Raw genomic sequence first — 24887 nt, forward strand, 5'->3', positions numbered from 1 at the left:
ACCGCCCTTGCTGCGATCGCGATCGCGGCCATGTGGTGTGCAGGATACGCTCGTGCGCGAGATCAGCGGGCCGAAGAAGTCCTTACGTCGTGCAGACCAGACGTAATGCGCTTCTGTGAGCGATTCACAGGACGTAGGGATGTAGACGCAGCCATGTTTTGTCTTAGGGACAATTTCAAAAGCTTGGGCGTCGAATGTCGCCGCGCGATGCCAACCGCGGCGGACAGAAACGGCGGGCGAAAACGACGCCTCAATAGAGTTCCGATCGTCCTCCATCGAGAGTGATCCGTCCGAGCAGAAGTTACAGAACTTGACGCACGGTGACGTGTTCCAGGCTGATTAGCACCGGACTTTGATCTGACTACTGTTTCGAAAGTCTATCGGACTGGAATCGTCACCCTGTCGAGCCGGACGCGTCCGCCAGCGGCACTGAACGTCGTGAGCCGATTGGCCTCGTTCGGCGATCGACAGGGCCGCCACGCGTGTTACGAGGTCAGGGTTCGCTTTGAGGTTCGATGCGCTACTGCAGCAGTTGCGCGCTATCTGCGCTGCAGCCTGTTCGGCGGATAAGGCAACCGTGAAGTTGCAATCGGCTGGCTGCAAATGATCCGACGGACGAATCTGCTTCAACGTCGGAGGTCGTTAGGCCGCACATCGTTCAGGAGTCCGTATTGTCCCTCAATCTATGGCGTCGTTGTCTTCAGCCTAGCATTTTCCGCAGGTGACCAGATCGAGTATGACTGGCAAAAAATCGCGGAATGCTCGCGTTGGGGCGGGCATTCGATCGCGGTCTTCCAGATATTTTCACATTGGGATTAGGTTGGGCTCGAGGGGGTCGAATCGAGCCGAGGAGAGCGCTGAGGTTAACCCCCAATTGAATTCGCGAAGGAACTGCTTGATGCCATTGCGGCGTTTTCGATGGGCGCTTCGGTGGAGCCGTTTGGCCCGGTCGTGATGCTCTTGGTCGAATTAACATTAGGGTTCAAAACCAAAGGAAACGTCGTCGACGAGAGCCGCTCAAAGGCAGACAGCTGTTCAAGCAGGCGCTTCTCAACACCCTCGCGTTCCGCGCCAGATAGGTCCGTCTTAAGTAACCGCCGGCAGCGCCAAATCTCGTTCCGCAGCCACCTGATCTCACTTAATCTATCATCGATCGAAGTCATTGCAGATGTAGTTCACTTTGGCATTCGAGCTTAAGCACGCGGATCTTCATGAGTAGCGGTGGCTCCGCATTCATGCCGAACAATTCCGTCTGAGGACTTGTGACTGCTCCCCCGTTTCTGCGCAGATGTGGCGAGCGGTTCGATTTGTGCAAGGCCCCTCTTAATCCATATCACCTTACACCGCACGTCTGACGTGAAATCGCGGCAGATCCGCGAGTGTTCTCCGCGCCCTGATAGCGTATCTTGCATAATTCCTGCGCTCTACAGTTTCGTGCCCATCAGATACGAAAGATGGAGAGATGTTAAGTCACGTCCGGCATTAGGCTGTTTAAGCACGAGCTGGTAAAGCATGGTGAATGTCGCCATGGTCTATGGCACCAAAACTTACAAGCGTCCGGCGGCTTTGTTGATTGCCCAGACTCGGCGCGGCTTAACTTTAGGCCGGCAACTCGTGACCCGCAATATAGCGATATCGTCCTCTGGCGGCGCAAGCGGTATCAAGGGTGGCGCCTTCATTGCGCTCGCCTCCTCTCTAATGGTTGGGCAGTCCCGCGCCGCCACCGGTACGGGCAATCGTTTTTCCGAATGGATAAATTTATGAGTGAGGGCGCTCTCATTTACAGCATGAGAAATGACGTGGCGGAGATGCTTTCGCCTACGGGCAGGCGGGTGAGCCTGACCGCGACCGTCGGCGCTCGCAAATCGATCAAACAAAGCGCATGAGCCAAGGGTGGGATCTCAGCTATCGACGGCAAACGTCAGCTGGACGCGGTGTCGAGCTAAATAAGCACTCCACCGGCAAGTATTGCAATCGATATCCGCTTTATACAATCCGCCTCTGCCTCGGGAGGCCGATTTACAGCTTGAATCTCACGTTGCGGCAGGTTGTAGACTTGCCGATGCGTCAAGACAAAGCTCAGGATGGGGCAGGCGTCGACGGCTCATTGGCAAATCGAGACCGAGGGGAATGGCTTGCTGATTGCCAACCTTGTTCAGGCGATGGCCAGGAAGGGGAGTTGCACCATCGCCACGGGAACGCTGGGCGGGGCATTGTCAAGTGCTGGCAAGCGGATTGGCTGGAACGATGGAATGGTGCGGGCAGCAAAATGTGGTTAGCGACAACTGCAATCGCGTTTTTAGTCGCGCAGCGAAAGCGCGCCGAGTGAACAGCCCGGCGTCAGGCAGATGCTCCAAGAGCGTAGACGATTAATATCTAGCCAGAGGCGATGACCGGTCGCATATAGCCGAAGGGTGCTGCGATGAACGCTCGGAAGGTCCTATGTCCGTTCAAACTAGTCTCACGACGGCGCTAAACGAAATCGATCGTGCTGGCGGCATTGTTGAATTCTCGACTGCAGTGGTCAGGCGCGACAAGCAACTGTGCAAGGCGGACCTGCCGGTGTTTCTGCAACAAGCAGCCGTTGAGTTTCAATCCAGATTTCTACCGAGTTTCGAGGAAAGCATCCGTGCAGAGAAATCGTGGGGCTATGCCACGACATGCAATGCGGTGAGCCGAAGGGCTGGAGGTCAGGCGGGGCGGGATACTTGCGAGAGAATAGCTTCTCGCGTGTCGCAGCTGGACCATGCTCTGATGAGAAAGATCGGTATCAGGGCGCTTTCCATATTTGCGGCATCGTTCGGCAGGCACGCCAGGAGAGCGGAATGTCGCCATGGGGCGGTCCGAATAGCCAAGTTTTGTCGCGAGGAAAGCAAATCGCTTCAAGAATTGAACAATCTCAGCCTGGCAGGGCTGATAAACGGCTTCAGCAAGTGGCCGGAAGGGAGTGACTTTCGACAGGCCGCGGTTGCAATCGCGGGTGAGGTCATCCGCCGAGCGGACGGCCCCCATCAGCTCTCTGAGTTTAGACAGCAAGGATTGGTGAGCCTGGTAAACGGATTTAGCAAGTGGCCAGAAGAGGCGGCCTTGCGCCAAGCCGCGGCCACGCTTGCACTAGAAATCCTGCGGCGCCCCCGCCGGCTCGCCGATTTCCCTCAGCAGGGGTTGGCCATCCTTGTAAACGGTTTTAGCAAGTGGCCTGAAGAGCTGCCCTGCGGTCAAGTCACGGTCGCGGTTGCAACCGAAGTGCTTGGACGTGCGACGCAGTTCCACGAGTTTAGCGAGCAGGATCTGGCGAATTTGGTGAATGGCTTCAGCAAATGGCCAGAGGGGAATGCATCTCGTCAGGCAACAGTCGCGATCGCAAGCGAGCTCCTGCGCCGTGCCGCCCAGCTTCCCCATTTTACCCAGCAAGGATTGGCGAACCTGGTGAACGGGTTCTGCAAATGGCCCGAAGATGCGACTTGCCGTAAGGCTACGGTCGCGATCGCCGGTGGGGTATTTTGCCGTGCTGCCCAGCTCCCCGATCTGACTCAGCAGGGGCTGGCAAACCTGGTGAACGGTTTTAGTAAGTGGCCGGAAGAGGCCGCGTCTCGCCGAGCTGCGGTCGCACTCGCTCGCGAGGTCCTGCGCCGCGCTGATCAGCTCTGCGAGTTCTCACAGCAGGGACTTGCAAACCTAGTGAGCGGCTTCAGTAACTGGCCGGACGAGCTACCATGCGGTCAAGTGAACGTGGTGCTCGCAGGCGAGGTCCTTCGCCGCGCCGATCCGAGGACGGGGCTCTCGGATTTCACTACCCAAGATCTCAGGGGCCTGCTGATCGGCTTCAACAGATCGCCACAAGAAAGTGCCGCTCGCCAAGCCACGATCACGATCGTCAATGAGGTCCTTGGGCGCGGTGTCAGGCTCTTTGACTTTACCAGGCTCGAATCGGAGAATTTGCTGAGTGGCTTTAGCAAGTGGCCGCAACACGCCGCCGGCCAAGGGAGGATAACTGAGATCATCAGGGAGCTGAGACTTGCGTAGTCTGAGGCCGCGCAGCCTCGTGAGGAAGAGAGGTGATGCCAGCAGATGAGGCGATCGAGGAAAGAAAGCGCCAGCTAGCGGTGTTCGATACGCATCATGCGGCGATGTCAAGAGGCGACAACCCGGCACAATGAGAGGTGTCATGACCCTATCGGCGATGCCCATATTGTACAGAATCGAGCGACTAATCAGAAGGACGTAGATTCGTGAGCCAGGCTGAAAACGACGTCGTCGAGCATATGCTCTCATCATTGACGATCAGCCTATTTCAGAATCGTATCGCGCCATCCGACGAACAAGTGATGCATCATTTCGGGCTGGCGTGCGAAAGAGCGGGATTGATCGCGACGGAAGAGGTCGCAATACGGGTATTGAAGCGCGTGTCGCGCGAGATCAACCAAGCGCAGTCAGTGCTCGAGTTCGTTGGTCGCGGCGAGGGCCGGCTCCACTGAGCGCGACGTAGGGAAATTCGGTCCCGGCAGCGATACGCGGTGTCTGTTCGATACGGAAGGGATCCGCGAGCGGAATTACCGCTTGCCTGCCGCAATCCGCGAAAGCGCCAGTCGAGCTTGAGGATCATGGCCCCGATCATTAATAGCTGTAGGTTCATCGTTCAGGTCGGGCTGATTGGGTACACGCCTTGTCCCTTGGTGAGTAGCGAGCGCGTTACGCGCAAAACTCTGCTAGCGTTCGGCTCGTCGATCAACACAACTTCTCTCAGGAAGGGGTAGCCGCTTCGACCGCATAGGAACGGCAACCTCGCCGTCCTGCCAACATCACGCTCCCGGCGGGCCGCCGCTCGGACACCAATTCGGCGAGCAGGAAGCCGTTTTGATCCCGTCGGGCGTTTTGCGGAGCCCTGCGACTAAGCGTCGAGAGACATCGAAGGAATGTGGGGCGGCGCATTGATCATCGTCGAGGCCGTCAGCTTGTCGACAGCTCTATCTCGTAGGCTGAAAGTCCCTACTCGTTGGCAAGGCCGGCTCGATGTGCTCAAGCATTGCAGGAGAGGAGAGGTGGATTCCAGTATCGACCCGATCCGGGAGCGAGTGAGGCCCGTTGAGATTGGTCCTCGGTCGCCATCCGGCGCAGAGTAATCGTACCAATCCCTGCGTGGCGACTGCTTCGTGATCCCGTGCTCTCGTCAGCCGATGAAGCGCATCCATAGCGGGACTCTACCGGATTCATGATACGCCGCCCCCGGTGCATTCGCTTCCTTTAGCTACCCAAGAGACGACATTTATGAATGCAGAACAGCTCGGCACGGGCGCTCCTTCCGAAGCTTCCGATTGGGAAAGCTCCGAACCAGGGTCTCCGGCCTCATCGCAATGGCACGAAGTCTTGACGGATGCGCAGGCGTCTGCCGACTTGCCGGACCTAGTCTTGACGGATTGGGCTGCCGAAGACGGGCAGGGGCAGCATGAGGATCGGCAGCAGGCGGTAAGTCGAATGAGGGCCTGGAGGGACACGGGCAATCTCAATGAGCCACTAGATCTGTCGTCCCTCTCCCTGGCCACTTTGACGGCTCCGATCCCGGCCGGCTTGCGCTGCCTGAATGTCGACAACAATCAGCTGAACAGCCTTCCCGAAACTCTTCCGGCCAGTCTGCAGCGGCTCTCTGCGAACAATAATCGGCTGACCGGGCTGCCCGAGCTTCCGCGCGGTCTGCGGCGGCTCTATGCCATTAGCAACGGGCTATTCAGCCTGCCCGCAGAGCTGCCGCCTGGATTGCGGCGTCTGAATGTCGACAACAATCAGTTATCTAGTCTGCCCGATCGCCTTCCAGCGACGCTTCAGGAGTTGGACGTCGCGGGCAATCAGCTGACTCGTCTGCCCGAGCTTCCAGCCGGGCTCGAGCGCCTGAATGTCGACTATAACCAGCTGACCGATCTGCCCGAGCCTCTTCCGGCCGGGCTTGAATGGCTTAGTGCCAGCCATAATCGGCTGACCAGTATTCCCCAGACGTTTCCGGCCGAGCTGCTATGGTTTGCCGCCAGCAACAACCAGCTAACCAGCGTGCCCGAGACCGTGCTGACACAGCTAAGCCGTGACGCGAGTGTTGATCTGGAGAACAATCCTCTGCCCGACGCGGTGCAGGCCGGCCTGGCGACTGCCATGCATGCCGGAGACTATGTCGGCCCGCAGGTTTTCTTCTCGAACACCGCAGGCGCGGTCCAAGTTGAGCCGCGGTCGCTGCAGGAGGTTGTCGCGCACTGGCTCGAGGGCGAGCCGGCAGCAATAACCGCTTGGCAGGCCTTCGCCGAAGAGCCAGGTGCCCTAGATTATGCACGCTTTCTCGACAGGCTCCGCGGCACCGTGAACTATGGTCGCGACGCGTTCCGGCACGCGGTCGCCGAAGATCTGCGGCAGGCAGCCATCAGGCCGAATTTGCGCGAGCAGTATTTCGAACTGGCCTCCGGAGCGAGCGCGAGCTGTGAAGATCGCATCACTTTGACCTGGAACGGCATGCAGAGCGCACGCCTGAACGCGGATGTTGAAGACGGCGTCTATGACGGACGCCTTGGCGAACTGCTTCAGCACGGCCGCGTCATGTTTCGCTTGGAGGCCTTGGACCGAATCGCGCGCGAGACCGTCAACTCGCTTCGTCGTGCCGATCCGGATGCGGACATCGATGAGATCGAGGTCTACCTTGCCTACCAGACCCGGCTGCATGATGCGCTGGAGCTGCGGCACATCGCTCCCGATATGCGCTTCATGAGCGTCTCTCACGTTACTGGGGATGATGTAGCCAGGGCCGAGACGGCAGTGCGGAACCAGGAGGCGACGGAATTTCCGCAGTTCCTCGCGACCCGATGGCAGCCATGGGAAAGTGTGCTAAGGCGCATCGCGCCCGAAGACCATGCTGAGATGCAGGAACGGCTTGTCGACGCGATGGGCGAACCGTTTCAAGCCCGCTTGGATCGGCGGCTGGCCGAGGATGGTCTGACAGGAGACGCCGATGCCGAGCGGGTGCTCGGCGCCCAGATACGCAACGAGATCGCCCGCGAGATCAAAGGCGCGGTCATGGACCAGGTGCTCGGGAAGCTCGGCTTCGAGCTATGAGCCCCTCCGCTGGAAAGATCATCGATGCGTCTCGGCCGCCCGCAAAGCCCAAGAGGTAGTTGCCGGTCGCGCGATTGGGGGCGGATGAGCTCAAGGAAAAGGACGCTTGATTGCACCCAATCCTGGCGGGGATTCGCACGTGCATTTCATGACCGCCGAAGCCGTTGGCGGCCGGTCAAACGACTGCTCATAAGCTGGACGAATAGATGGCGAGTAGTCCCAGCCTCAAGTTGCCTTTGTGCAACGCAGGCTCTCGATGTTCGTCCCCCGGGATCGATAGGATCTTCGCAGCATCAAGCTCGATTCTAGGTCGCGGAACATCGTGTAGTTCCGTCGTATCCACTGATGCAGCTCGGTGGACCAGTCTTTTTCGTCCCGCAGATATCCGGTGAAGGAAAAGCTAAGTCGGTCTATATATCTCTTGAGAAACAGCGGCAGCGCCGAAATCTGGAGCACCCGCTCGCCATCCATGACTTCAGGTAATCCGCCGCGCAGCGCAAATTCATTGTGGACGGTGACCAGCGATGCTGACGGAATCTGCCGCCGCAGTATGTCATAACCGCGAAAGGAAATGCGGTCAGCGCCGGCGATGAAGAGAATGATAGGAGCGACACAGCGGCGCGCCGTCTCCTTCATGAAGCCGATCTCCTCGCACATCTTGAAGAATTCGTCGAAGGCATGGAAGCCGAGATCGATCACCTTGGGTACCCGATCGTGGACGATAAGCGGGTCCATCAACTGCATCTTGCCGTAAGTGTCCGTCACATCCGCGGTCTCGGTGATCTTCGGCAGGTAATCGAGCAGTGATGGCTCTTTTAGATTGACATCGAACGACAGGGCGGTGCCGTCTTTGAGCAGCAAGAACTCGCTCAGGACGCGAGCGATGAGGGTTTTTCCAACCTGCGGGCTAGGAGAGCAGATGATGTAGATAGGGGTCGCTAACATAGCCAGCAGATCAATCTCGTTTCGTATATGGGCCTGCTCTTGGCCCGCAAGAATATGCGACTACTTCTCGCCACTCCGCGTAGCGGACTTGGCGCCGGCCAATTCCGTCAAGTTGATGCGATCAAATTCGCTCCAGACATTTGCCAGCCAGTGCCGGACATAACCGCGTAGCACGAAGGAGTTGTTCGCGGGCTCATCGTTGCGGCCCTTGTTTGCCACGAAATCGACGAACGGGACGGATGCGACTTCGACCTGCTCATAGGCCATCTCGTTAAGTTTCGGGATGGTCAACTCGGTCGCCTGTTTGATGCGGTGAAAATAGGAATTATAGGTCGACTGGTCCCACTGGAAGAACTGAGTGTCATTGATGAAGTTCTTGACCAGATAGTACTTTGCGCCGCTCATGAAGGTAGCGGTCTCCGCGATCTCGTCGAGCGAAGCGATGGACGATCCTAGGATGTGGAATACGGCAAAGGTAATCTGGCCGGACCGCGCCGAATCCAGAAATCCGATGTCGCGCAAGGAGGCCAGTGCTGAGGACAGTAATCCGGCGCGAGCGTCAATGACGGTGACGGATAGCCCGGAGTTCAGGGTATCGAAAATCTTCATCTGGTCCGCGGTCGTCGTCATGTCGACGATCTCGGTGATCGCGGGATAAAAGCGCTTCAACGTCCCCCGCGGAGACTCCGTATCGAAGGCGCGTGTTTGCACGTTGTTGACGCTGAAGTAGTCCAGCAGCGTTCGTGATACGGTCGTCTTGCCGACACCTCCCTTGTCTGCGCCCACTACAATCACAACTGGCTTCACCATCGAATTCTCCTGAGACACTCGCTCTTGCCGTGCGCGACGTGCGCAATCGGCGCGTCTCTGCTTTGGGTGAGAACATGGCAGAAAGAAGGGTAATTGAATTTTCGATGAGAGCGCTCCTCAGGTGGACGAACGTTTTCAACATCGAACGAGTTGCGTCGTGCGATTGAGACGGTGACGCAGGCCGAGAGCAGAAAGTAATCGCTCCTGCTCGTGATCTACGTGAGGTTTGTGAGTAGCCGAAGGGTCGGCCACCAAAGGATCAACCGTGAGGCTGGTGGTCGTTGCGATAACGATAGCGTTCTATCTACCGATCGTTGGAGCGGCGTGGAAATGACGTGAATCTTGCGCTGCGTCAGCTTGTAGCCTCGATGTAAACAGGATCGAGGTGGTGCGGCAATTGCCTGGAGAAAAGTCGCGAATCTAGCTCGTTTGACCTGGGTTGGCCGATCTAGTGTCTCCAGAAGCGTGATGACGTTTTCGCTGGAATGCGCCTCATCAGTTCTAAAAATGGGTTGAACGAACTCGCTCTCACCCTCGTAGGAGGCAGGGGTGTCCGGGGAATGATTCACTGTGTCGCGGTGCATGCTCGGCAGGACCGAGGCAAATCGGTCTTTTCTGGTTGTCGAGACACAGAGGGCCGAGCATGCGATATCGCGGTAGCATTTTTGGAAGGCTGCTTGAACCGATCAATCGACGGCAGTTTCAGACGGTTGTGGATCGTCTGGACGGGGATGCCTACGACAAGTCGTTCAGGAGCTGGGATCATCTGGTGGCGCTGATCTATGCCCAGCTTAGCGGCAACAGCAGTCTGCGCGGGGTGGTGACTGGCTTCAACGCCAATTCGCAGCATCACTATCACTTGGGAACCGGCAAGCTGTCGCGCTCGACGTTGTCCGATGCCAATGCCCGCCGTCCGATCGGCATTTTCGCGCAAACCTTTGCGGCGCTGTCGGCGATGGCGCGTCGCCAGCTGCGGAGTGAAGGCATGGAGATGGTGCGTCTGATCGACGCCAGTCCGATCCCGCTCGGCAAGGTCTGCAGTTGGGCGACGTGGAACGGCCGCATCCGCGGCATGAAGCTGCATGTCGTCTACGACCCAAGGAGCGATGTCCCGACCTGCGTCGAGATGACGGCCGCGAACGTCAATGACATCGAGATCGGCCGACAGACCCCAATCCAGCCCGCCACCACCTATGTGTTTGACAAGGGCTATTGCCGTTTCGACTGGTGGCAGAAGATCAATGATAGCAAGGCTTTCTTCGTTACCCGGGCGAAGACGAGCATCCGTCTTCGCTCGCTCAGGCATCGCGCCATCCGCAAGCGTAACGGGGATGGCTTCGAAATCCTTGCCGATGACGAGGTGAAGCTCACCAGCAAGGGCGATTCGCGCCTTCCAATCCCGCTCCGCCGCATCAAGATCAGACGCGAGAAAGGCGGCAAGATCACACTCCTGACCAACGACCTTGCCCGTAGCGCCGTCGAGATCGCCGCCCTCTACAAGAGCCGATGGCAAATCGAGCTGCTGTTCCGCTGGATCAAGCAGCATCTCGATATTCGCAAGTTCCTCGGCGCCAACGACAACGCGATCCGCCTTCAGGTGCTCGCTGCGATGATTGCCTACCTGCTGCTGCGCATCGCCGCTCACACCAACTGCATCAAAATGCTCCCGCTCAGGTTCGCCGAACTCGTCGGCCAGCTCCTGCTCACGCGTCGATCCCTCGCTGCCATCGACAAACCTCCGCCCATCAACCCCAGCCGTCGGAAATCAACCATCTCACCTGACCAGATGGAGCTCCGCTATGCCTGAATTTCCCCGGACACCCCTGCGTAGGAGGGGGGCGGGATGTGCGAGTGCTTAAATCCGCGAGGACGCAAATCGCAATCCTGCATCCGTGTCGAAGCAGGATTATCGTGTCGCTGACGAGGACGGCAGGGAAGCCGGAGCGACCGGTCCGGCGGACGCGTGTCCGACAACATCGCGCGCGTCGATAACCGCATCTATCTAGCTAAGGCGGACTTGCAGAAGATCGGGCGTCGAATTGCGGCTTCCCGACGCGGTTGTCGAAATTCGGCACGCTCGAACGCAAACGAAAAGCTGGAGCCAATTGGCACAATGGATATTTACGGGGAAGGGCGTCGATGTGGCGCCGACTGAAGTTTCGACAGGCTCGCGGTCAACATTCTGCTCTCCACCGTGAATGGCCTGGCGATATTTCTCATAGTCACGAGGCGAGAACCGGCGAGCAGCTCCTTAGAGTACACCGCGCCGAAGTAGTCGAGGACGAAGGTGCCGGAATAGCGTAGACTTTCGGTCGCGCGGATTAGATTATCGAGAATTGAGTCCACTTGGCCAATGCGATCGCGATAGCGCGCACGGATAACGTTTACGGCGTTCATCGAGTGAACCGCCTCGTCGGCAATCACTTCCCTCAGCCAGTGATGAAACGTGTTGTTACCAAGGGCGTCATAGAAGGGCTTCTCTGCTGCATAGGCACGGCAAGTGCACATCTCATCAAATGCAATCATAACCATCAGGGAGAATTCGTCCTTCATGTGTTCAACGATTGGACCAAAATCGTGAGGCCGAGCGTCCAATCTCTCCCGAAGATCCCTTTCGGATCCATTAGCGACGAGTTCAATGATGCGGATGAAGCCATCGGTGTGGCGCTCCTCGTCGATCGCCCACGCGTTGAAGAATGCCGCAGCTTCATCGCTAACGATGAGGTTTCGGTCGGCTAACTCTTGTTTCAAGTGCCGGGCGTCATATTCCGTGTACAGGTCAGGCCACAATTTATTCCAACGCGCACGTATAGCCGACGGCTCAGCGTTGAACATCGCTGGCGTAAGAGAATTGAATAGTTCTTTTGGACTCCAGTTCCGTCGAACCGGCGTGATCATCTGAGTGCCCCTAATCGCGGTGCGAGCGCTCTAGCGTGGCATTGTTAACCGAGCACTTGTTAAGCAGTCTGCTGCAAACAACACGTGCCGTCACCCATCTGTTTTGGCGAGTTGAGTCTAAGTCGGAGACGTCCGCCTTGGCCCAAGCGTCACCCGCAGGGGCAGCAAGTGCATGGGCCAAAGGCCGCAAATCGAAGGCCCGACTCTCAATCGGAGGTGGAAAATGATGCGCCTGACGCTGAGAGTGCTGCCTCGCTGTCATGCTGACAGGTACTGTAAGTGTCTCCAGATCCGGCGACGTCGCTGGTTCGGGCTACGGATCGGTCAGTCTGGACCGCGCAGAATTAACCCTGTCGTGTGGCATGGGACCGAGGTTCGAACTGGCACCAATGGACGTCAATCTGCGTCGGAGTCGATCCCAAACCTTGGCCTCGTCGCGGGGTTGACAAAGCGTTGGCCTCCGCTTCTCACATTGGAAGCCGACCACTATCACAGGTCGCTTGATTGACGTGCAAGCCGAGACGTGCCCTCGCTCCCGTTTTTCATCTATACTTTTGCCTGGCTGAAACTGTATGCCGAGAAAACGCGGAGCAGCGGCGCCCTTGGCCGGCAGTGCCGAGGCGCGTTTGATGGAGGATCTCCTCCTGGGAAAGGTTCATCGGCCGTCGGGCCGGCAAGAATCTGCCAACCATTCACGCCTTTCGCCCTTGCCGCTAACGGATCGAAAACTGTTATGCAGCAAGTTCTTGCCTGAAACAGCAGGGGAAATATCCGCAAATGACCGGACTGGCCGTTATGGAAAACGTGCGCCGCTATCGCGCGATAGCGTCTCTGTGCCGGCAGGCTGCCGCATTTCGGCCAATACAAGGCGTCTCATTGCTGGCGCAAGCTGTAGAGTGGGAGGAGCGCGCGGTTGCGGAGCTTGAGAGATATTTTAACTGTTCGCCTGCATGTCTTCGTTGAAGTGACCGGACGATCCAAAGAGCCGCTACCCAAGAATTGGTAAACTCAAGATACAGAATGTTGGCCAGGTGACCTGGTTACGAAGTCGTGTGAAAGATCGGTGACTTACTGGCTTCTAATTGAGGGTAGAGGCTTCGTCGAGCAGCAGAAGCCGCGGGCGCGACATCAGGGCCCGGCCGATCGCCGTTCCGTCGAAGCGAGGGCGTGTCGGGCTCACGCCATCCAGCCAAGAGATGGCGCTCGGCTCTCCCGATTGTGCACGATAAAGTTGCGCTCCTCGCGACAATATCGTTCGAATGCAAATGCGCCTGTAATCTCTGCACGTGATCATTATCCAGCTGTCTGTCGGCCAGCCGACTGACGTGGATTAGGCATTCGCGATTTACCGTTGTCGGCTGTGAGATCTCGATCTGGCTAATGCGTACTCGTCGCCAGGTTGTAACTCCTGATTGGAGTTTCGGATGTCCGTCTTACCTTCAAGTGCGGCCGACAACTCGAGATTGTTGCGCAACATCGAATTTGTGGGCTCGATCGCGAGGCCTTGACGATATAGCACTTGCGCCTCCTCGTGGCGCCCCTGTTGATCGAGTACTACGCCTTTGGCATTCAATGCGCGCAGGTCGCCGGGTGCTGCCAATAGTACCTCATTGAGCACCTGAAGTGCCTCATCTGAGGAGTTGCGCGCCAACAAGGCCCGTGCAAGAGAAATTGCCGCATTGACGTTGTCCGGTTGTTGGTCCAAGGCCGCGCGCAGATTCTTCTCATCAGCATCAATGAGAGCGCGCGAGATGCGCTCGCGCTTGGCGGGATCAAACTCTTTGGCGTCTGCTAAGTCTGACGTGGACCACTGCTGGCGTGACAGGTTCGCGCAACCGGTGAGCATCATAATAGTGAGCATCGCAGGCAGAACCGACCATGGGCCTGGACTAACGAAGCACAAGCGCCGCCGACGTTTGGTTCCATTTGAATTCATGGCCTGCTCGTGCAGTCTCAACTCGCAGCGCTCAGGAGACCGCCCGGGGAAGGGCTCTTGTCCTTGGCAGGTGCCAGCTTCACGGATCCGATCGGCTGGACAGTGAAATCTGCGGCGAGATCCTGATAAGAAAGGACAGGTAGGTCGATTCCGTTACGCGTGAGAAAGCCGCGAACGAAACGCCGGATATCCATCGAACCTAGAATAACTGGCTGGTTCTGGCTGCGCGCGATGCTTGAATGGATCTGGCGAAATTGGGAGAGCAGCATCTCGCTTTGCCGATCCTCCAAAACGAGGTATGGGCCGACGGCGGTCTCGCGCACGGCACCCCGCACGATATCCTCAGTCTCACGCTCGACGATAAAGGCGGCCACAACGCGATGTGCGTTGGCATAGCGGTGACAGATCTGCCGCTTCAGAACAGAGCGCACATATTCGGTAAGCAGTACAGCGTTTTGCTCCCGTTCGCTCCATTCCGCAAGCGCCTCCAGAACCAAGCGGGTGTTCCGGATTGGGATGCCCTCGTCCAACAAACGACGCAGGACATCCGCGATCCGAGGGATCGGTGTCGTGCGCAGCACCTCTTTCACCAGATCGGCATATTCCTGCTCCATCCGGCCAAGCAACTGGCGCGTTTCCTGAATGCCAACCAGGCGCTGTGCATAGCGCGTCAACGTGGACCGGACGCGCAAGGCGACGATTTCGCTCGGACCGTGGTGCCCTATGCCGGCCGCTTTGAGAGCAGCCGCATGGTCCTGTTCGATCCAGATCCGATGCGTGTCTGGATCCTGCCAGAACGGGATACCGCTCAATTCGATGTTCGCTACGTCGTCGTCAAGCAAGAGCTTTGTCGGGTCAATAGCGCCCTCTTCTACGGGTACGCCCTCGACGGCCACACTGAATTGCGATCGGGCCAAGTGGTTGGCGCTTTGGGCGGGAATGCGTGGAATTGTGATACCCAGATCAGCTGAGACCAGTGCTGAAACCCGTGCGACGCACTGCTCGAGTTCCCCCACGTCCATTGCCTTCATTAGGTTCGGCGCCAGCAACAGGGTAATCGGAAGTGCTTCGGCCGGCACGGTTTGCTTCTGACCCTGCGTGGAAGCGGGAGCCGAACCGGTGGGATTGACGCCGGCCTTGGGAGCGGTCTTGCTCTCTGGCACGCCAACCTTGACAAAGCTGGCTGCGGAAAAGAGCGCGGCCAGTATGACAAAGGGGGGCAAAGGGAAGCCAGGAACGAGCCCCATCACAAGCAGGACGCAGGCGGCCAGCCGGAGCGCTTGTGTGCTGGCCGTAAGCTGGTTGACGATATCGGCGCCGAGATTGAGTCTGGAAGGACCGTTGACACGAGTGACAATGGTTGCGGCTGTAATTGACAGCAGCAGGGCTGGGATCTGCGAAATGAGCGCATCACCGATTGTCAGGATAGTGTATTGATGCATCGCCTCCTCAAGGGACATGCCCCTGGAGAGCGAGCCGATCGTGATGCCACCTAGCATATTGATACAGATGACTATGAGTCCGGCGATGGCGTCGCCCTTCACGAATTTCATGGCGCCGTCCATCGCGCCGTGAAGCTGGCTTTCCCGCTCCAGCGCGCCGCGTCGGCTGCGGGCTTCGTGCTGGTCGATATGGCCGTTGCGCAGCTCCGCGTCGATCGCCATCTGCTTGCCCGGCAACGCATCGAGCGTGAAGCGCGCCGACACCTCTGCCACTCGTTCGGCGCCCTTGGCCAGAACCATGAATTGCACCATGGTTACGATCAGAAATATGACAATGCCGACGGCGATGTTGCCGGATATGACGAAATCGCCGAACGTATGGATGATGCTGCCGGCGTCACCCTCGGACAGGATCAGCCGCGTCGTTGCAACGGTAAGAGCGAGTCGAAAAACAGTGGAGATCAGGATGACGCCCGGCAGCGACGAAAAGTCGAGTGGCGTGTTGAGATACAGGGCGACCATCAGCAGCAATATGGCAAAGCCCAGATTGAAGCCGATCAGCATATCGATCACGACAATCGGGATCGGCATGATCATCATTCCGATCGCCAGAAGAAGCATCAGCGCGACCATCAAATCCGGATGAGCGGGCGCGCGCGTGATGAGATTTCGTAGAACGTTGGCCATGAAAAGCCTTATTGTTGCCTAGCTGCAGCTGTGTTGCACCGCAATGAAACATAGCGCTTGAAGGTGGCCTGCGCTTCGGTCATGCGGCCGGCATGGCGCAGGGCGTGGCTGCGCATAAGCATCAAGGGCAGAGACGAGGACGGTTCGTCATCTAGTTTGTCAAGCCGATCCAATACCGACAGTGCTTCGTCACCGCGACGTTCCGAGATGAGAGCGTAGGCCAGGATCCGCAGCAAGCCGATGTCTCGAGACTGTTCGTGAGCAACCAGCCGCAACAGAGCCAGGCTCTTTGCGCTCTGCCCGCAGGAAAGATAGATATAAGAAAGCACGCAGAGCAAATCTCGCTCCGGCCCAGAGACCAGCTCGCGAGCATCGGCTTCGGAAACGTTTGGCGGCTGTGTAGATGTGACGTGTTGCAATTTGTCTGGCTCGGCCATTGCTAGCCTTTGATCAAGCCGTTGTGGCTCTGCCGGAGCAAGATTAACCGCTGCAGCTCCAGCTGCAGAAGGGCGGCTCCTTCACGTGCCACCAAATCCTCTGGCGCGGCAGATAGCGTATTGGCCAAACGCTCCAAAAGAGGGCCGTGTTGATCAGGACGCAGAACGTGCGAATGACGTAGCCGCGGCGTCACGAAAGAGAGCAGGCTATGCGCGAGATTAGGCCCGTTAAGCCAAGCGAGTTCCGAGCCTGGCTCGATCTGACATGGCTCGGCGCGGGCCTCGTCGAGATTGACGCGCGAAATCGCATTGATCGAACCGAGCTCGAGCGCGCTGTCGATCGTGCCCTCAACCAAGCGATCCGGTGCGTCGTTATGCTGGGAAATTGCGCCGTGGTTCTTGTCATCATTGCCACGCGTCCGATCGATCCCGATGGACTTGGCTCGAGAATTGCCCGGCGTGATGCTAGATGCATGATGATCAAGGTTTGGTCCCTGAAAAGAGGCGCCAGGCTCGACGGAATTCGGGGGCAGCCTAGTCATGGCACTTTGCTTCCTTACCTGCGGCCTGAAACGCTAATAGGACAGAGCGGCAAGCCGGCCATTCCGGCTCAGCAGAACACGCCCTTCCTCAATTCCGTTGACGGTCCATCCATTGCTCAAGAGCGCGCCAACAAAATACTTTTGGCCAGCAACGACGATATAAGGGTCGCTGCCGCGCCACACAGCCTGGATTCCAATTGCGGAGGGTGTCTTCTCATCCTTGACGGCGACTGCATTGACGAGCGTATAAGCGCCGTTGCTATTGCGATCAAAGCGTTGCTGGATGCCTTGCCACGTGGCAAGTGCAGCGGGCGTAATGCTGCCGTCGGCCGTGACAACGCCGGACCCAGAACCGATTTTGATGCCGACAAGGCCCGCTCTGTCAACTTCCTCTTGCAGCAGCCCCGCAGTTGCATCGGTGACCAGAGCATCAGGAGCGCTGAGCGCCAGCTTGGGGGCAACGTCGGCGGCAGGAGGCGGACTTGGCACTGCAGCCGTGTCAGTCTGGACAAAACTGGTCGACAATGTGCCAGCCGCGGCAAGGCTGATAACGACCATGGCAAGTCCGGCGAGCGATACACGCCGGCGATCGATAGAGCCAGCTTTTTCGAGGCCCTCGATAGACCACTGGATCGACATTTCGCCGGCATGAAGGACAACAGGAAGAGGGACAACGATGGGCGCGTTTGGCAAAACAGTCTCGTGTCCCTCGACACGAACGTCGCCCGCCAGGGCCTCGATCTCGATCGAGTTGGAATGCGGGGTGACACGAAGATGGTGTGGTTCGAGGCCCTGTTCGACAAAGATTAAATCAGCATCGAGGCTGCTTCCGATCAGACACGATCCGACCCCTACTTTGCCCGTCAGCCCAGAATAGCACCCCAGCAGCACTTCGAAACGCGGGCAATGTGGTTCATTCACGGTCGCTCTCCTGAACTGCGAACGGGACCGTACGGCAAAACCGTACGGCCCGTTGCGACTTCACGGACTAAGCAGCCCGGGAAAGTGAGCGACGTACGTCGCCCCACGTCATCCCTTACTGCACCCGCTCATCGGCTGCTTTCTTGACGGTCGAAAGCTCGGTCGAGACGACGCGAAGTTCCACATCCCTCTCGGCAGCCTTGGTGCTCGTGGCGGTCAGAGCGGCGATTTGCCGTTGGAATGCCGCCTCTCCAGCAACTTCAGCACCGGCGGAAGCGGCTCCAGTTGCAGCGGTGCCAGCTGCACCGCCTGCAATCGAGGTACCAGACGCACCAACGCCCTTAGTCATAGTAATTCTCCTGTTTGCTCGAATTTCGCCGCAACGTGCGGCTCCTATTTTCCTGACGCCGCAACATGCGACGTCAGGAATCCTCTTCTGTTTCGGCCATGACGTCGTCGAAATGACCCATTGCACTATTGGCAATCTGCAGAGCAGCGGCTCCCAGAGCGACGTTGAATGCTTGCTGCATAGCAGCTTCTCGCGAGGTGCCGCCCGGAGTGGACGCGCCGCCGTTTACGGGACTATTCGCATCTGGCGATCGGCCATGATCGTCGCGCTCGTCAGGTTTGTGAGATCCTTTTTTGCCGCTGCTTTTGCCGCCAGCCGCATGGAGGTCGGCATCAACGTGCCCTGCGGCGCTAGAGCTCGTAACGCGCATCGGGTTCTCCTATGTCAATTCGATCGTGCCAATGGAGGCAGTTTCCGCCCACCAATGTGCAAACGTTAGCTTTCGAGAAGCTGACGAGTTCTAGAAAATTGAGCCGATGCTGGATCTGCGAAAGCTGCAGATCAGATGGTATGTACCAGGACAAACGTTCGTTTGTGGAGCTCGATCGGGTCGGATCGCTGCTCATCAAGTCGAAAGCTTCAACAGGCGGATGTTAACGCAACCATTAATAGATCACGTTCGAAGTCGACGTGCTGCAATCCCGGGCTGACGTCCCTTTCGATACCCGCGGGGTCTTTCGACAATTTGCTCGCGGCCGGGCGCAGCGGGACAGATCTTGACTTGGTTTGGAGCGGGCCGGAAAGCGAGACGGCGATTCATGACGATCCCTCGGTCCTGGAGGGCTCATGAAGGATCCGTCAATCGGGACCCGCCTTCAGGAGAGCGAACAGCAGCCTGCCGCTCGAGAAAGGTCCTGAGCCCTGGCGCTCTACGATCCGCGTGCTCCTGATCCTTGCGCAAGCCGGCAGGCTCCGCGGCTCCGACCGGTTCTGTCGCGCGGTTTTAATGCATCGACCTTCTTGCCGGGCTGCGTATGCAGTCGATCGACCTTCGCAGCGGCAGACTGGATTTGAGGTCGCCCTCGCGCGATCGAGCGCGGCCCACATAAATTGTGCGCAGTGAAGAGCGAGCAAGTTCCTTGGATCCAGCGGACGGTATCGAGGATGGTAGAGCTTGCGCGGCCGACTGCTCGGCAGGGAGACCTGACCGCGCGTAGCCGCACAAGCTCGACTGGCGTTTTCAGCCTGATCCTGACAGACAGTGCGATCCGGCTAGGCGTTAGCGCCTGCAGCTTGCATGCGTTCGGACTCGATGCGAGCCTTCAAGTTGTTCAGGTAGTCCTCCGCGTAGGACTGGGCTACCGAAACCGGGAGGTTGACCCCCGCCGTGGCCGCTTCTTGAATTGCCTGCTTTACCAAGCCTTCTCGCATTGCCAATTTGACCTCAGGGCCGCCGATGCAGCCTACCGCCTGTGCCGCAAGGTTCAGGCCAGCTTCTTCGAGCGCTTGCTTTATATTGCCACCGCTGATCGCGGTGTGAAGAAGATTTGCAGCTTGCGCTTCGGCTTCGAGCACCATTGACGCCAAATCGGCCAATTCGCCCAAGCCTGGAATGAAGCTAAGTACACCGACTGCTGTCGCGGCCCAGTCGAGTACCTTCGAGCCAACCTTGAGCACGTCGTTGATTGCGTGCATGAAGGCGCCACCGTTTTTTTTGGGAGACTTGATGTCGGGCTGGTCTGCCACGCCCATCGTCATGTCCGCGACCGCGTCCTTCTCGGCGGCCGTTCGGGCGGCATGCGTCTTCACATGCTGAACGGTGCGGTTCGCACCGGACATGTTGCTGAAGAACTGGTTGAAGTCGCTCTTGCTGATATTGCCGGAATCGACCGTATGACCGCCGCCGAAGTCGAAGAACTTGTGGTGGGTTTTGTAGCCCGTAATCGCGTTGTTCATCAACCCGAACAGCACAGGGTCGGACAGCAGCCGGGATGCCGCCCTTCGCACCTCGGGCGCGAGGCTCTTGTCGTCAGCCATGCTCGCCAGCTTTTCCCGCGTCAGGTCGCCCTTCCCGAAAAAGGCGCTTTGGTTCTTGCTGATCGTGTCGAGCGTATCGAGCTCGGCTTTCGTGAGATTCACCGATGATGAAGCAACCTGCAGGAAGTCCTCTTTGTGGACCTTGTCTATCGAGCCGCCATACAACTGCTTCCATTCATCCGGATGGTCGAGGAAGTATTGAGCGGCCGCGAGAACCTGCGGCGGGCATTTGCCCGTCTTGGCTTCGCCGTCGACGATCTGCTTGAAATCCGAAAGGCTTAGGTTCTTGGGCAGGTTGTCGGAATAGCGATAGAGCTCGCGCAATGCATCGGTCAGCATCATAACCGATGGCTCGCCGTTGCCGCTGCCGTCGGAGGGGATGTAGTTTTGCGTATAGTTCTTTGCCCGCTGCTCCTGGAACTCAGCAACTTGCGGGTGGTGATCGGAGAAGCCGGAGAGATCACCCGCTTTGATTTTACCGCCGCAGCGGCCGTCGCCTTGCGAGCCTATCGCGTAGAAGAGCTCGGGGTCTCGCTGCAGTGCCTCGATGGCCGCCTTTAGATCCGGCGGTGTGGAGGGATCGTTGGCCAAATCTCCCAGAGATTTCCAATCCAGCGGGCATTTGTCCTTATGTCGGATCAGCACCGACACAATCTGCAGCTCGGCCTCAGTCGGGGTGCCGCTGTTCCACGTAATTCTGGAGCTTTGTACGGGGGCTTCTGCAATCTTTGGGGCGTTCGCAGCGGAGGAGGCTTCCTCAGAGGACGGCTCGGGGGTCTCCTGACATGCGTCCAGTGCGGCCTTGATCTCCGGCGGGATGATGTTCCGCACCTCTTGCGTGAGTTCCTCCGTCAGTTGCTTGGCCGAGTCCTCGGCCGCCGGACCTTGCGGTGGGGAATGCTCGTCAGTCGTGCCCTTCAACGACAAACTGACCAGCACCGCCTCGAAGCTTGAAAAGTCACGCGCCGGCGAGGGCCCGGAAGCTAGCCCCGACAAAGCCAAATTCGAGCTGGTGGTTAGCGGCAGATTGTTGACTGACATCATACGTCCTCTGATTTGAGATCGCACCACAAGCTGGCTATGTGGCGCAGCCTGAGATCGCGGCGAACAACGAGCAAGAGATGTCGATAGGCTTCAATGGCTCCTACCGCTTGCTTCCGATTGCACAGCGCTCCCAGCGCTCAGTTTGGCTACAATCTAGAGGCATATCGCCGTCTAGATATTCACGCCGTATGGTAGGAGCGATTAGCTTTCGAGAAGCTGACGGCGCTCAAAGGATTTCACAATGAGTTGAGAAATGACGTCGCTCAAGGCGGCGGCGTGTCCTCAATTCGGCATCGGCTTGCTTCGGTGCTCGATCGCTCGCCTCTGCGACAGCAAGGTCAACGAGTCTGCCGCTCTTCGCAGGATTCGCGTGCGCTGATTCATGCAACACATCGCCGGTTCCGCAACATCGCTCGGCAACTCACCAGCGTTCAGCCAGCTCGCGCCTGCGTGTCAAACAAGTTGTTGGCGTCTGCCCGATCGCGGCGATGCAGCATGATCGGATCAGATTGCCGGGGTGGACGCACGAATCAATCCATCCCAAAAGTTGAGCGGCGCATGGTACTCCGGACACCTCGGATCTCAAATGTACCTCTGCATCTGTCAATGTCACTGTGCTTCGTCACCTGGCGGGTGTTCGCTCGAATCTGCGGGCCGAAGGGCGGCGTCTAGCGACGGTTCGAGACGAATGAACCCTTCTGCTCGCCATTGTGCCGTGTGAGGCATACCCAAGACGGTGAACGTTGTAGTCCGGACATTTCTGCTCGGCATGACGTCACGGCCTCTCAGCATCTCGATCTGAGCAGGCGTAGCTGTTTGGCCGACGAAGACCCAGTTTTCGCTAGCGAGATATCCGTTCGCCATGACGAAATCGCCAAGCTCCGGCGGCGCGCCGCGTGCGGGCAGCGCGGGTCCCGCTTGGGACGGTCCGGCGTGAGGCGACCCCGCCCGCAGGAGTCCAGGCTCAAGATCTTGCCAAACAGGGTCGTTGCCGAAATCGGAGGCATCCGCGCGTTCTTGAGCGGCCGCTTGTTGGGAATTGGACTGCTCGCCGTCGATCAATGACGGCTCGCCGCGTGATGATTGGCCTCCTAGCTCCTGCCAAATCAGGTCCTGGTTGTATTCGGGCATTTCATCCAATGCCATCAGTTCACGCTCAAACTCACGTCGATCGGCGGGCGATGAGGCCGAGTGGTGCGGTGGGCTCTTGTCTGCTGCGCTTAGCGCATTGAAGTCCATCCTGTTCCTCCTTTTGCACAACAAAGCGGCTCTCATCCGATGCGACGAACTTCATGACGGACTTCGTAGAGCTTTTCAAAGGCGCGCATGAAGCGCTAAGGCTGCAAAGCAGGTCACGGATACTCGCGCATCCGTGATGCGGGCCCGGACGTTTATTGCCTGTCTTGCGGCATCGCCGCTCGACAGCCGCCCTCTAATCATGACAGCAGCAGCTTTCGAAAAGCTGACAGAGGGAAATTACATCTCTTCCTGACCCATCTGTTATCATCCGTTCAATTCTTGCCAGGATCAGGTGCGTGAACCACGCCGTCTTGATGTGAAAGCTCGGGTGAAGGAACGTCGTTGGGGCGTCCTTCGCGAACGACCACGCTGGAAGATCCGCGAAACAGCATCAAGACCGACTCATGCGGTGGCTTTTCGGCTCCGTTCGGGTTTCGTCGCGCCTGTGCCTCCGTCACCAGTCCTTTGAGTGTTTGCTCCACAAGCGCGATAAAGCGAGGCGGACCGGACGCGAAGACGAGGCCATCTCCCGGCACGGCTCTCACGATGTAGCGCTCGTCCGAGATGTTAAGTGCGTCGAGCGCCGCCTTGAACGCGTCAAAGCTGATCGGATTTAGTATCAGAAGGCGACTTTGCGCCTCATGCGCGTCAGATACGTAGAGCACCAGCCCATCGTAGTACCATTGAAGGTTGTAGAGACTGATCAACCGTTCGAGAAACTCCCGCGGTGAGAGATCCGGCATTCGCCCGCGAATTCGTCCCTTCACCCCCGTGCTGATATTGACTCTGATATTGAGGTTGTTACCGAACTCCTGCAGCGCGGTCGCGAGGTCCTGATCCAGCACTGTGTAACTATACGGCGTCGACGGCAGCGCCAGCGGGGCGCCGAGCGCCTTGATGGCGCCCAAGCACATGAAAACAGCAAGATAGAGAACTTTCTTCAAGATATGCAACCTTGTAGACGGGATGAGCATTCCAGCGAGTTTCTTCTACTTGAGACCAAGCACCGGAATTCGTCCCAAAATTTGGAGGCCGACGCTTCGAACGAAATTGGAAGCCAACCGTGATTATTAGATGACAGATGCTCGTCAGCTTTTGGTCAGTCTGGGTCTCTAGGGTGCCAGCCCATTCATGCGAGCGAATGGCTACTCTCACCACGGGACAGAAATGATTTCTCCCATTTTGCTTGGAATTGCGTCGGTCTCCGCCAACCCCGTCGAGTGTGCCTCCAGCGGCTGTTCGCTGGCGCACGCCCAGTTTCATGAGAGTCTCGCGCAGGCCGCCTTGAAACAGGGGGGCGTCTCTTCTGTGACCGAGCGCGCGCCAGTTTCATCGGTGCCGGAAGTGCAGCGCGCAGTCACGCCGGCGAGCCCGCTTGGCGATCGCGTCCTTCAGAGCATTTCTGCTATCCACCAGGGCAAACAATTTCCTGGAGGTGCAGTGTCGCCGACGCTCGTCGGCGACCTTGATCCTGCGAAGAGTTTCCAGCTTGGGCCGGCCGCGCAACCGCTCCTGCGGCCGCAGCAAGTCGGGGTGCATCCGGCGGGCAAGCCGGAAGGTGCGGATCATTTCGATTCGGCGCTGACGAATTTGCGCGATGTTTACAACGGCGTCGTCCAGGTTTCGCTCATCTCCAAGGGTACAGGTGCCGTCAGTTCATCTCTGAATAAACTTCTATCAGCAGGCTGAGCGGGCCGTTGGCTGTCTTGACGAAAGGTAAGATCGGTAACGGTCGGCCCGCGAGCAAGCGGCTTCATGCTGTTGTTCTGCTGCTACTTTTACCGACCCTCACCGGTTGCAAAACGGATCTGTATACCAAAGTGCAGGAGCGTGACGCCAACGAGATGCTTGGGCTGCTGCTGAGCAGGGGCGTAGATGCCATCCGGGTCGTCGGTAAGGATGGGACGAGCACCATTCAGGTCGAAGAAAAGCAGCTCGCCTATTCCATCGAGTTGCTAAATGACCAGGGCTTGCCGCGCCAGCCCTTCAAGAGCCTTGGTGAGGTGTTCAAGGGGTCGGGGCTCGTTGCCTCCCCGGTCGAGGAGCGGGCCCGCTACGTCTATGCCCTAAGTGAAGAATTGTCGCGTACGATCAACGATATTGATGGGGTTCTCTCCGCCCGTGTTCATGTCGTTCTACCGAAGAATGATCTGCTGCGGCAGGATGCAACCCCGTCCTCGGCGTCGGTTTTCATTCGGCACGCCTCCAGCGCGAAGCTCTCAGCCTTGCTGCCGCAAATCAAGATGCTCGTCGCCAATAGCATCGAAGGTCTATCATACGACAAAGTGGCGGTCGTGTTCGTGCCCGTCGAGCGGACTCAGCATGAGGTCTCGGTTACGCCAGCGGCAGCGTCAAACGAGTCAACCAGGTTCGTCGCGGCTCCCATTGCGATCGGCGCAGGAGGTGCGCTCGCCGTATTGGGCATCGTATCTTGGCTACTGCTGAGCGCACGCGGTGGGCAACTTCGCCAATCCTGGCGTAAGCTGATAAATCTCGGCAGTGGTGCCAGCAGGCCAGCGGTCCAGTCCGCTGGCAAAAAGCTCTCCTCCGATGCGAAATAGGCCGGCATTC

Annotated in this window: 21 protein-coding genes; 8 read left to right on the forward strand and 13 right to left on the reverse strand. The window is 58.1% G+C overall.

Annotated elements, in window-relative coordinates:
- Window positions 1–1512 precede the first annotated feature (1512 nt).
- The 4 genes from ACVI1L_RS22735 (at window position 1513) to ACVI1L_RS22750 (ending at window position 7089) form a co-directional block, all read left to right on the forward strand.
- Window positions 1513–1764, forward strand: a complete 252-nt coding sequence (locus tag ACVI1L_RS22735; protein WP_253640814.1) for a hypothetical protein — start codon at window positions 1513–1515, stop codon at window positions 1762–1764.
- Window positions 1765–2442: 678 nt separating this feature from the next.
- Window positions 2443–4026 carry a hypothetical protein gene (locus ACVI1L_RS22740; RefSeq protein WP_456783824.1) on the forward strand — a complete coding sequence of 528 codons (1584 nt, stop codon included), beginning with the start codon at window positions 2443–2445 and terminating at the stop codon, window positions 4024–4026.
- Between the two features lie 206 nt (window positions 4027–4232).
- Window positions 4233–4478, forward strand: coding sequence for a hypothetical protein (locus ACVI1L_RS22745; RefSeq protein ID WP_229157577.1), 246 nt, complete (start codon window positions 4233–4235; stop codon window positions 4476–4478).
- Between the two features lie 790 nt (window positions 4479–5268).
- On the forward strand, window positions 5269–7089 hold the full coding sequence (locus tag ACVI1L_RS22750) for an NEL-type E3 ubiquitin ligase domain-containing protein (RefSeq protein WP_253640812.1): 1821 nt from the start codon (window positions 5269–5271) through the stop codon (window positions 7087–7089).
- A gap of 225 nt (window positions 7090–7314) precedes the next feature.
- Here the strand turns inward: ACVI1L_RS22750 and ACVI1L_RS22755 are convergent, their stop codons facing one another.
- Complete coding sequence (locus tag ACVI1L_RS22755) at window positions 7315–8034, reverse strand: hypothetical protein (protein ID WP_253640811.1); 720 nt, start codon at window positions 8032–8034, stop codon at window positions 7315–7317.
- Between the two features lie 60 nt (window positions 8035–8094).
- Complete coding sequence (locus ACVI1L_RS22760; protein WP_229157581.1) at window positions 8095–8844, reverse strand: P-loop NTPase family protein; 750 nt, start codon at window positions 8842–8844, stop codon at window positions 8095–8097.
- 643 nt (window positions 8845–9487) lie between these two features.
- Here ACVI1L_RS22760 and ACVI1L_RS22765 point away from each other — a divergent pair.
- Window positions 9488–10651 carry an IS4 family transposase gene (locus ACVI1L_RS22765; protein ID WP_057015126.1) on the forward strand — a complete coding sequence of 388 codons (1164 nt, stop codon included), beginning with the start codon at window positions 9488–9490 and terminating at the stop codon, window positions 10649–10651.
- Window positions 10652–10965: 314 nt separating this feature from the next.
- Here ACVI1L_RS22765 and ACVI1L_RS22770 read toward each other — a convergent pair whose 3' ends face one another.
- Entirely contained in the window at window positions 10966–11742 is a 777-nt protein-coding gene (locus tag ACVI1L_RS22770; protein WP_253640809.1) for a hypothetical protein, read from the reverse strand.
- A 777-nt stretch (window positions 11743–12519) separates the two neighbouring features.
- On the opposite strand from ACVI1L_RS22770, the gene ACVI1L_RS22775 reads away from it, so the two are divergent.
- A complete protein-coding gene (locus ACVI1L_RS22775; RefSeq protein WP_253640808.1) occupies window positions 12520–12705 on the forward strand; it encodes a hypothetical protein in 186 nt (61 codons plus the stop codon).
- A gap of 382 nt (window positions 12706–13087) precedes the next feature.
- Here the strand turns inward: ACVI1L_RS22775 and ACVI1L_RS22780 are convergent, their stop codons facing one another.
- The 10 genes from ACVI1L_RS22780 to ACVI1L_RS22825 form a co-directional block, all read right to left on the reverse strand.
- A complete protein-coding gene (locus ACVI1L_RS22780; protein WP_253640807.1) occupies window positions 13088–13591 on the reverse strand; it encodes a tetratricopeptide repeat protein in 504 nt (167 codons plus the stop codon).
- 104 nt (window positions 13592–13695) lie between these two features.
- Window positions 13696–15807 carry a type III secretion system export apparatus subunit SctV gene (gene sctV / locus ACVI1L_RS22785; protein WP_253640806.1) on the reverse strand — a complete coding sequence of 704 codons (2112 nt, stop codon included), beginning with the start codon at window positions 15805–15807 and terminating at the stop codon, window positions 13696–13698.
- A gap of 8 nt (window positions 15808–15815) precedes the next feature.
- Window positions 15816–16244, reverse strand: a complete 429-nt coding sequence (gene sctY, locus ACVI1L_RS22790) for a type III secretion apparatus assembly chaperone SctY (protein WP_456783825.1) — start codon at window positions 16242–16244, stop codon at window positions 15816–15818.
- 2 nt (window positions 16245–16246) lie between these two features.
- Entirely contained in the window at window positions 16247–16786 is a 540-nt protein-coding gene (locus tag ACVI1L_RS22795; protein ID WP_253640804.1) for a hypothetical protein, read from the reverse strand.
- Window positions 16787–16819: 33 nt separating this feature from the next.
- Window positions 16820–17707: a SctD/MshK family protein gene (locus tag ACVI1L_RS22800; protein WP_253640803.1), complete on the reverse strand. Its 888-nt coding sequence runs from the start codon at window positions 17705–17707 to the stop codon at window positions 16820–16822.
- 115 nt (window positions 17708–17822) lie between these two features.
- Window positions 17823–18056: a nodulation protein NopA gene (locus ACVI1L_RS22805; protein ID WP_229157596.1), complete on the reverse strand. Its 234-nt coding sequence runs from the start codon at window positions 18054–18056 to the stop codon at window positions 17823–17825.
- Between the two features lie 73 nt (window positions 18057–18129).
- Window positions 18130–18426, reverse strand: a complete 297-nt coding sequence (locus ACVI1L_RS22810) for a hypothetical protein (protein WP_456783826.1) — start codon at window positions 18424–18426, stop codon at window positions 18130–18132.
- An 842-nt stretch (window positions 18427–19268) separates the two neighbouring features.
- Window positions 19269–21074 (reverse strand): HrpF/NolX family T3SS translocon protein, encoded by a 1806-nt coding sequence (locus ACVI1L_RS22815; protein ID WP_456783827.1) that lies wholly within the window; start codon window positions 21072–21074, stop codon window positions 19269–19271.
- 612 nt (window positions 21075–21686) lie between these two features.
- The gene (locus ACVI1L_RS22820) at window positions 21687–22316 is read right to left on the reverse strand and encodes a hypothetical protein (protein WP_253640799.1); all 630 of its coding nucleotides are present in this window, start codon (window positions 22314–22316) and stop codon (window positions 21687–21689) included.
- 272 nt (window positions 22317–22588) lie between these two features.
- Complete coding sequence (locus tag ACVI1L_RS22825) at window positions 22589–23230, reverse strand: secretin N-terminal domain-containing protein (protein ID WP_305884585.1); 642 nt, start codon at window positions 23228–23230, stop codon at window positions 22589–22591.
- A gap of 253 nt (window positions 23231–23483) precedes the next feature.
- On the opposite strand from ACVI1L_RS22825, the gene ACVI1L_RS22830 reads away from it, so the two are divergent.
- Both ACVI1L_RS22830 and sctJ read left to right on the forward strand, forming a co-directional pair.
- A complete protein-coding gene (locus ACVI1L_RS22830) occupies window positions 23484–24005 on the forward strand; it encodes a nodulation protein NolB (RefSeq protein WP_456783828.1) in 522 nt (173 codons plus the stop codon).
- A gap of 17 nt (window positions 24006–24022) precedes the next feature.
- Entirely contained in the window at window positions 24023–24877 is an 855-nt protein-coding gene (gene sctJ, locus ACVI1L_RS22835; protein ID WP_456785587.1) for a type III secretion system inner membrane ring lipoprotein SctJ, read from the forward strand.
- The last annotated feature ends 10 nt before the right edge of the window (window positions 24878–24887 follow it).

The sequence above is a fragment of the Bradyrhizobium sp. USDA 4516 genome, from assembly GCF_054055915.1.

Excerpts from the sequence above, each read along its gene's own strand:
- ACVI1L_RS22830 (WP_456783828.1), top strand. The coding sequence starts at position 23,484 with ATGATTTCTCCCATTTTGCTTGGAATTGCGTCGGTCTCCGCCAACCCC.
- ACVI1L_RS22765 (WP_057015126.1), top strand. The coding sequence starts at position 9,488 with ATGCGATATCGCGGTAGCATTTTTGGAAGGCTGCTTGAACCGATCAAT.
- ACVI1L_RS22795 (WP_253640804.1), bottom strand. The coding sequence starts at position 16,786 with ATGACTAGGCTGCCCCCGAATTCCGTCGAGCCTGGCGCCTCTTTTCAG.
- ACVI1L_RS22780 (WP_253640807.1), bottom strand. The coding sequence starts at position 13,591 with ATGATGCTCACCGGTTGCGCGAACCTGTCACGCCAGCAGTGGTCCACG.
- ACVI1L_RS22805 (WP_229157596.1), bottom strand. The coding sequence starts at position 18,056 with ATGACTAAGGGCGTTGGTGCGTCTGGTACCTCGATTGCAGGCGGTGCA.
- ACVI1L_RS22740 (WP_456783824.1), top strand. The coding sequence starts at position 2,443 with ATGTCCGTTCAAACTAGTCTCACGACGGCGCTAAACGAAATCGATCGT.
- sctV (WP_253640806.1), bottom strand. The coding sequence starts at position 15,807 with ATGGCCAACGTTCTACGAAATCTCATCACGCGCGCGCCCGCTCATCCG.
- ACVI1L_RS22810 (WP_456783826.1), bottom strand. The coding sequence starts at position 18,426 with ATGCGCGTTACGAGCTCTAGCGCCGCAGGGCACGTTGATGCCGACCTC.
- sctY (WP_456783825.1), bottom strand. The coding sequence starts at position 16,244 with ATGGCCGAGCCAGACAAATTGCAACACGTCACATCTACACAGCCGCCA.
- ACVI1L_RS22815 (WP_456783827.1), bottom strand. The coding sequence starts at position 21,074 with ATGTCAGTCAACAATCTGCCGCTAACCACCAGCTCGAATTTGGCTTTG.
- ACVI1L_RS22760 (WP_229157581.1), bottom strand. The coding sequence starts at position 8,844 with ATGGTGAAGCCAGTTGTGATTGTAGTGGGCGCAGACAAGGGAGGTGTC.
- ACVI1L_RS22755 (WP_253640811.1), bottom strand. The coding sequence starts at position 8,034 with ATGTTAGCGACCCCTATCTACATCATCTGCTCTCCTAGCCCGCAGGTT.
- ACVI1L_RS22770 (WP_253640809.1), bottom strand. The coding sequence starts at position 11,742 with ATGATCACGCCGGTTCGACGGAACTGGAGTCCAAAAGAACTATTCAAT.
- ACVI1L_RS22820 (WP_253640799.1), bottom strand. The coding sequence starts at position 22,316 with ATGGACTTCAATGCGCTAAGCGCAGCAGACAAGAGCCCACCGCACCAC.
- ACVI1L_RS22750 (WP_253640812.1), top strand. The coding sequence starts at position 5,269 with ATGAATGCAGAACAGCTCGGCACGGGCGCTCCTTCCGAAGCTTCCGAT.
- ACVI1L_RS22825 (WP_305884585.1), bottom strand. The coding sequence starts at position 23,230 with ATGTGCTTGGGCGCCATCAAGGCGCTCGGCGCCCCGCTGGCGCTGCCG.
- ACVI1L_RS22735 (WP_253640814.1), top strand. The coding sequence starts at position 1,513 with ATGGTGAATGTCGCCATGGTCTATGGCACCAAAACTTACAAGCGTCCG.
- ACVI1L_RS22775 (WP_253640808.1), top strand. The coding sequence starts at position 12,520 with ATGACCGGACTGGCCGTTATGGAAAACGTGCGCCGCTATCGCGCGATA.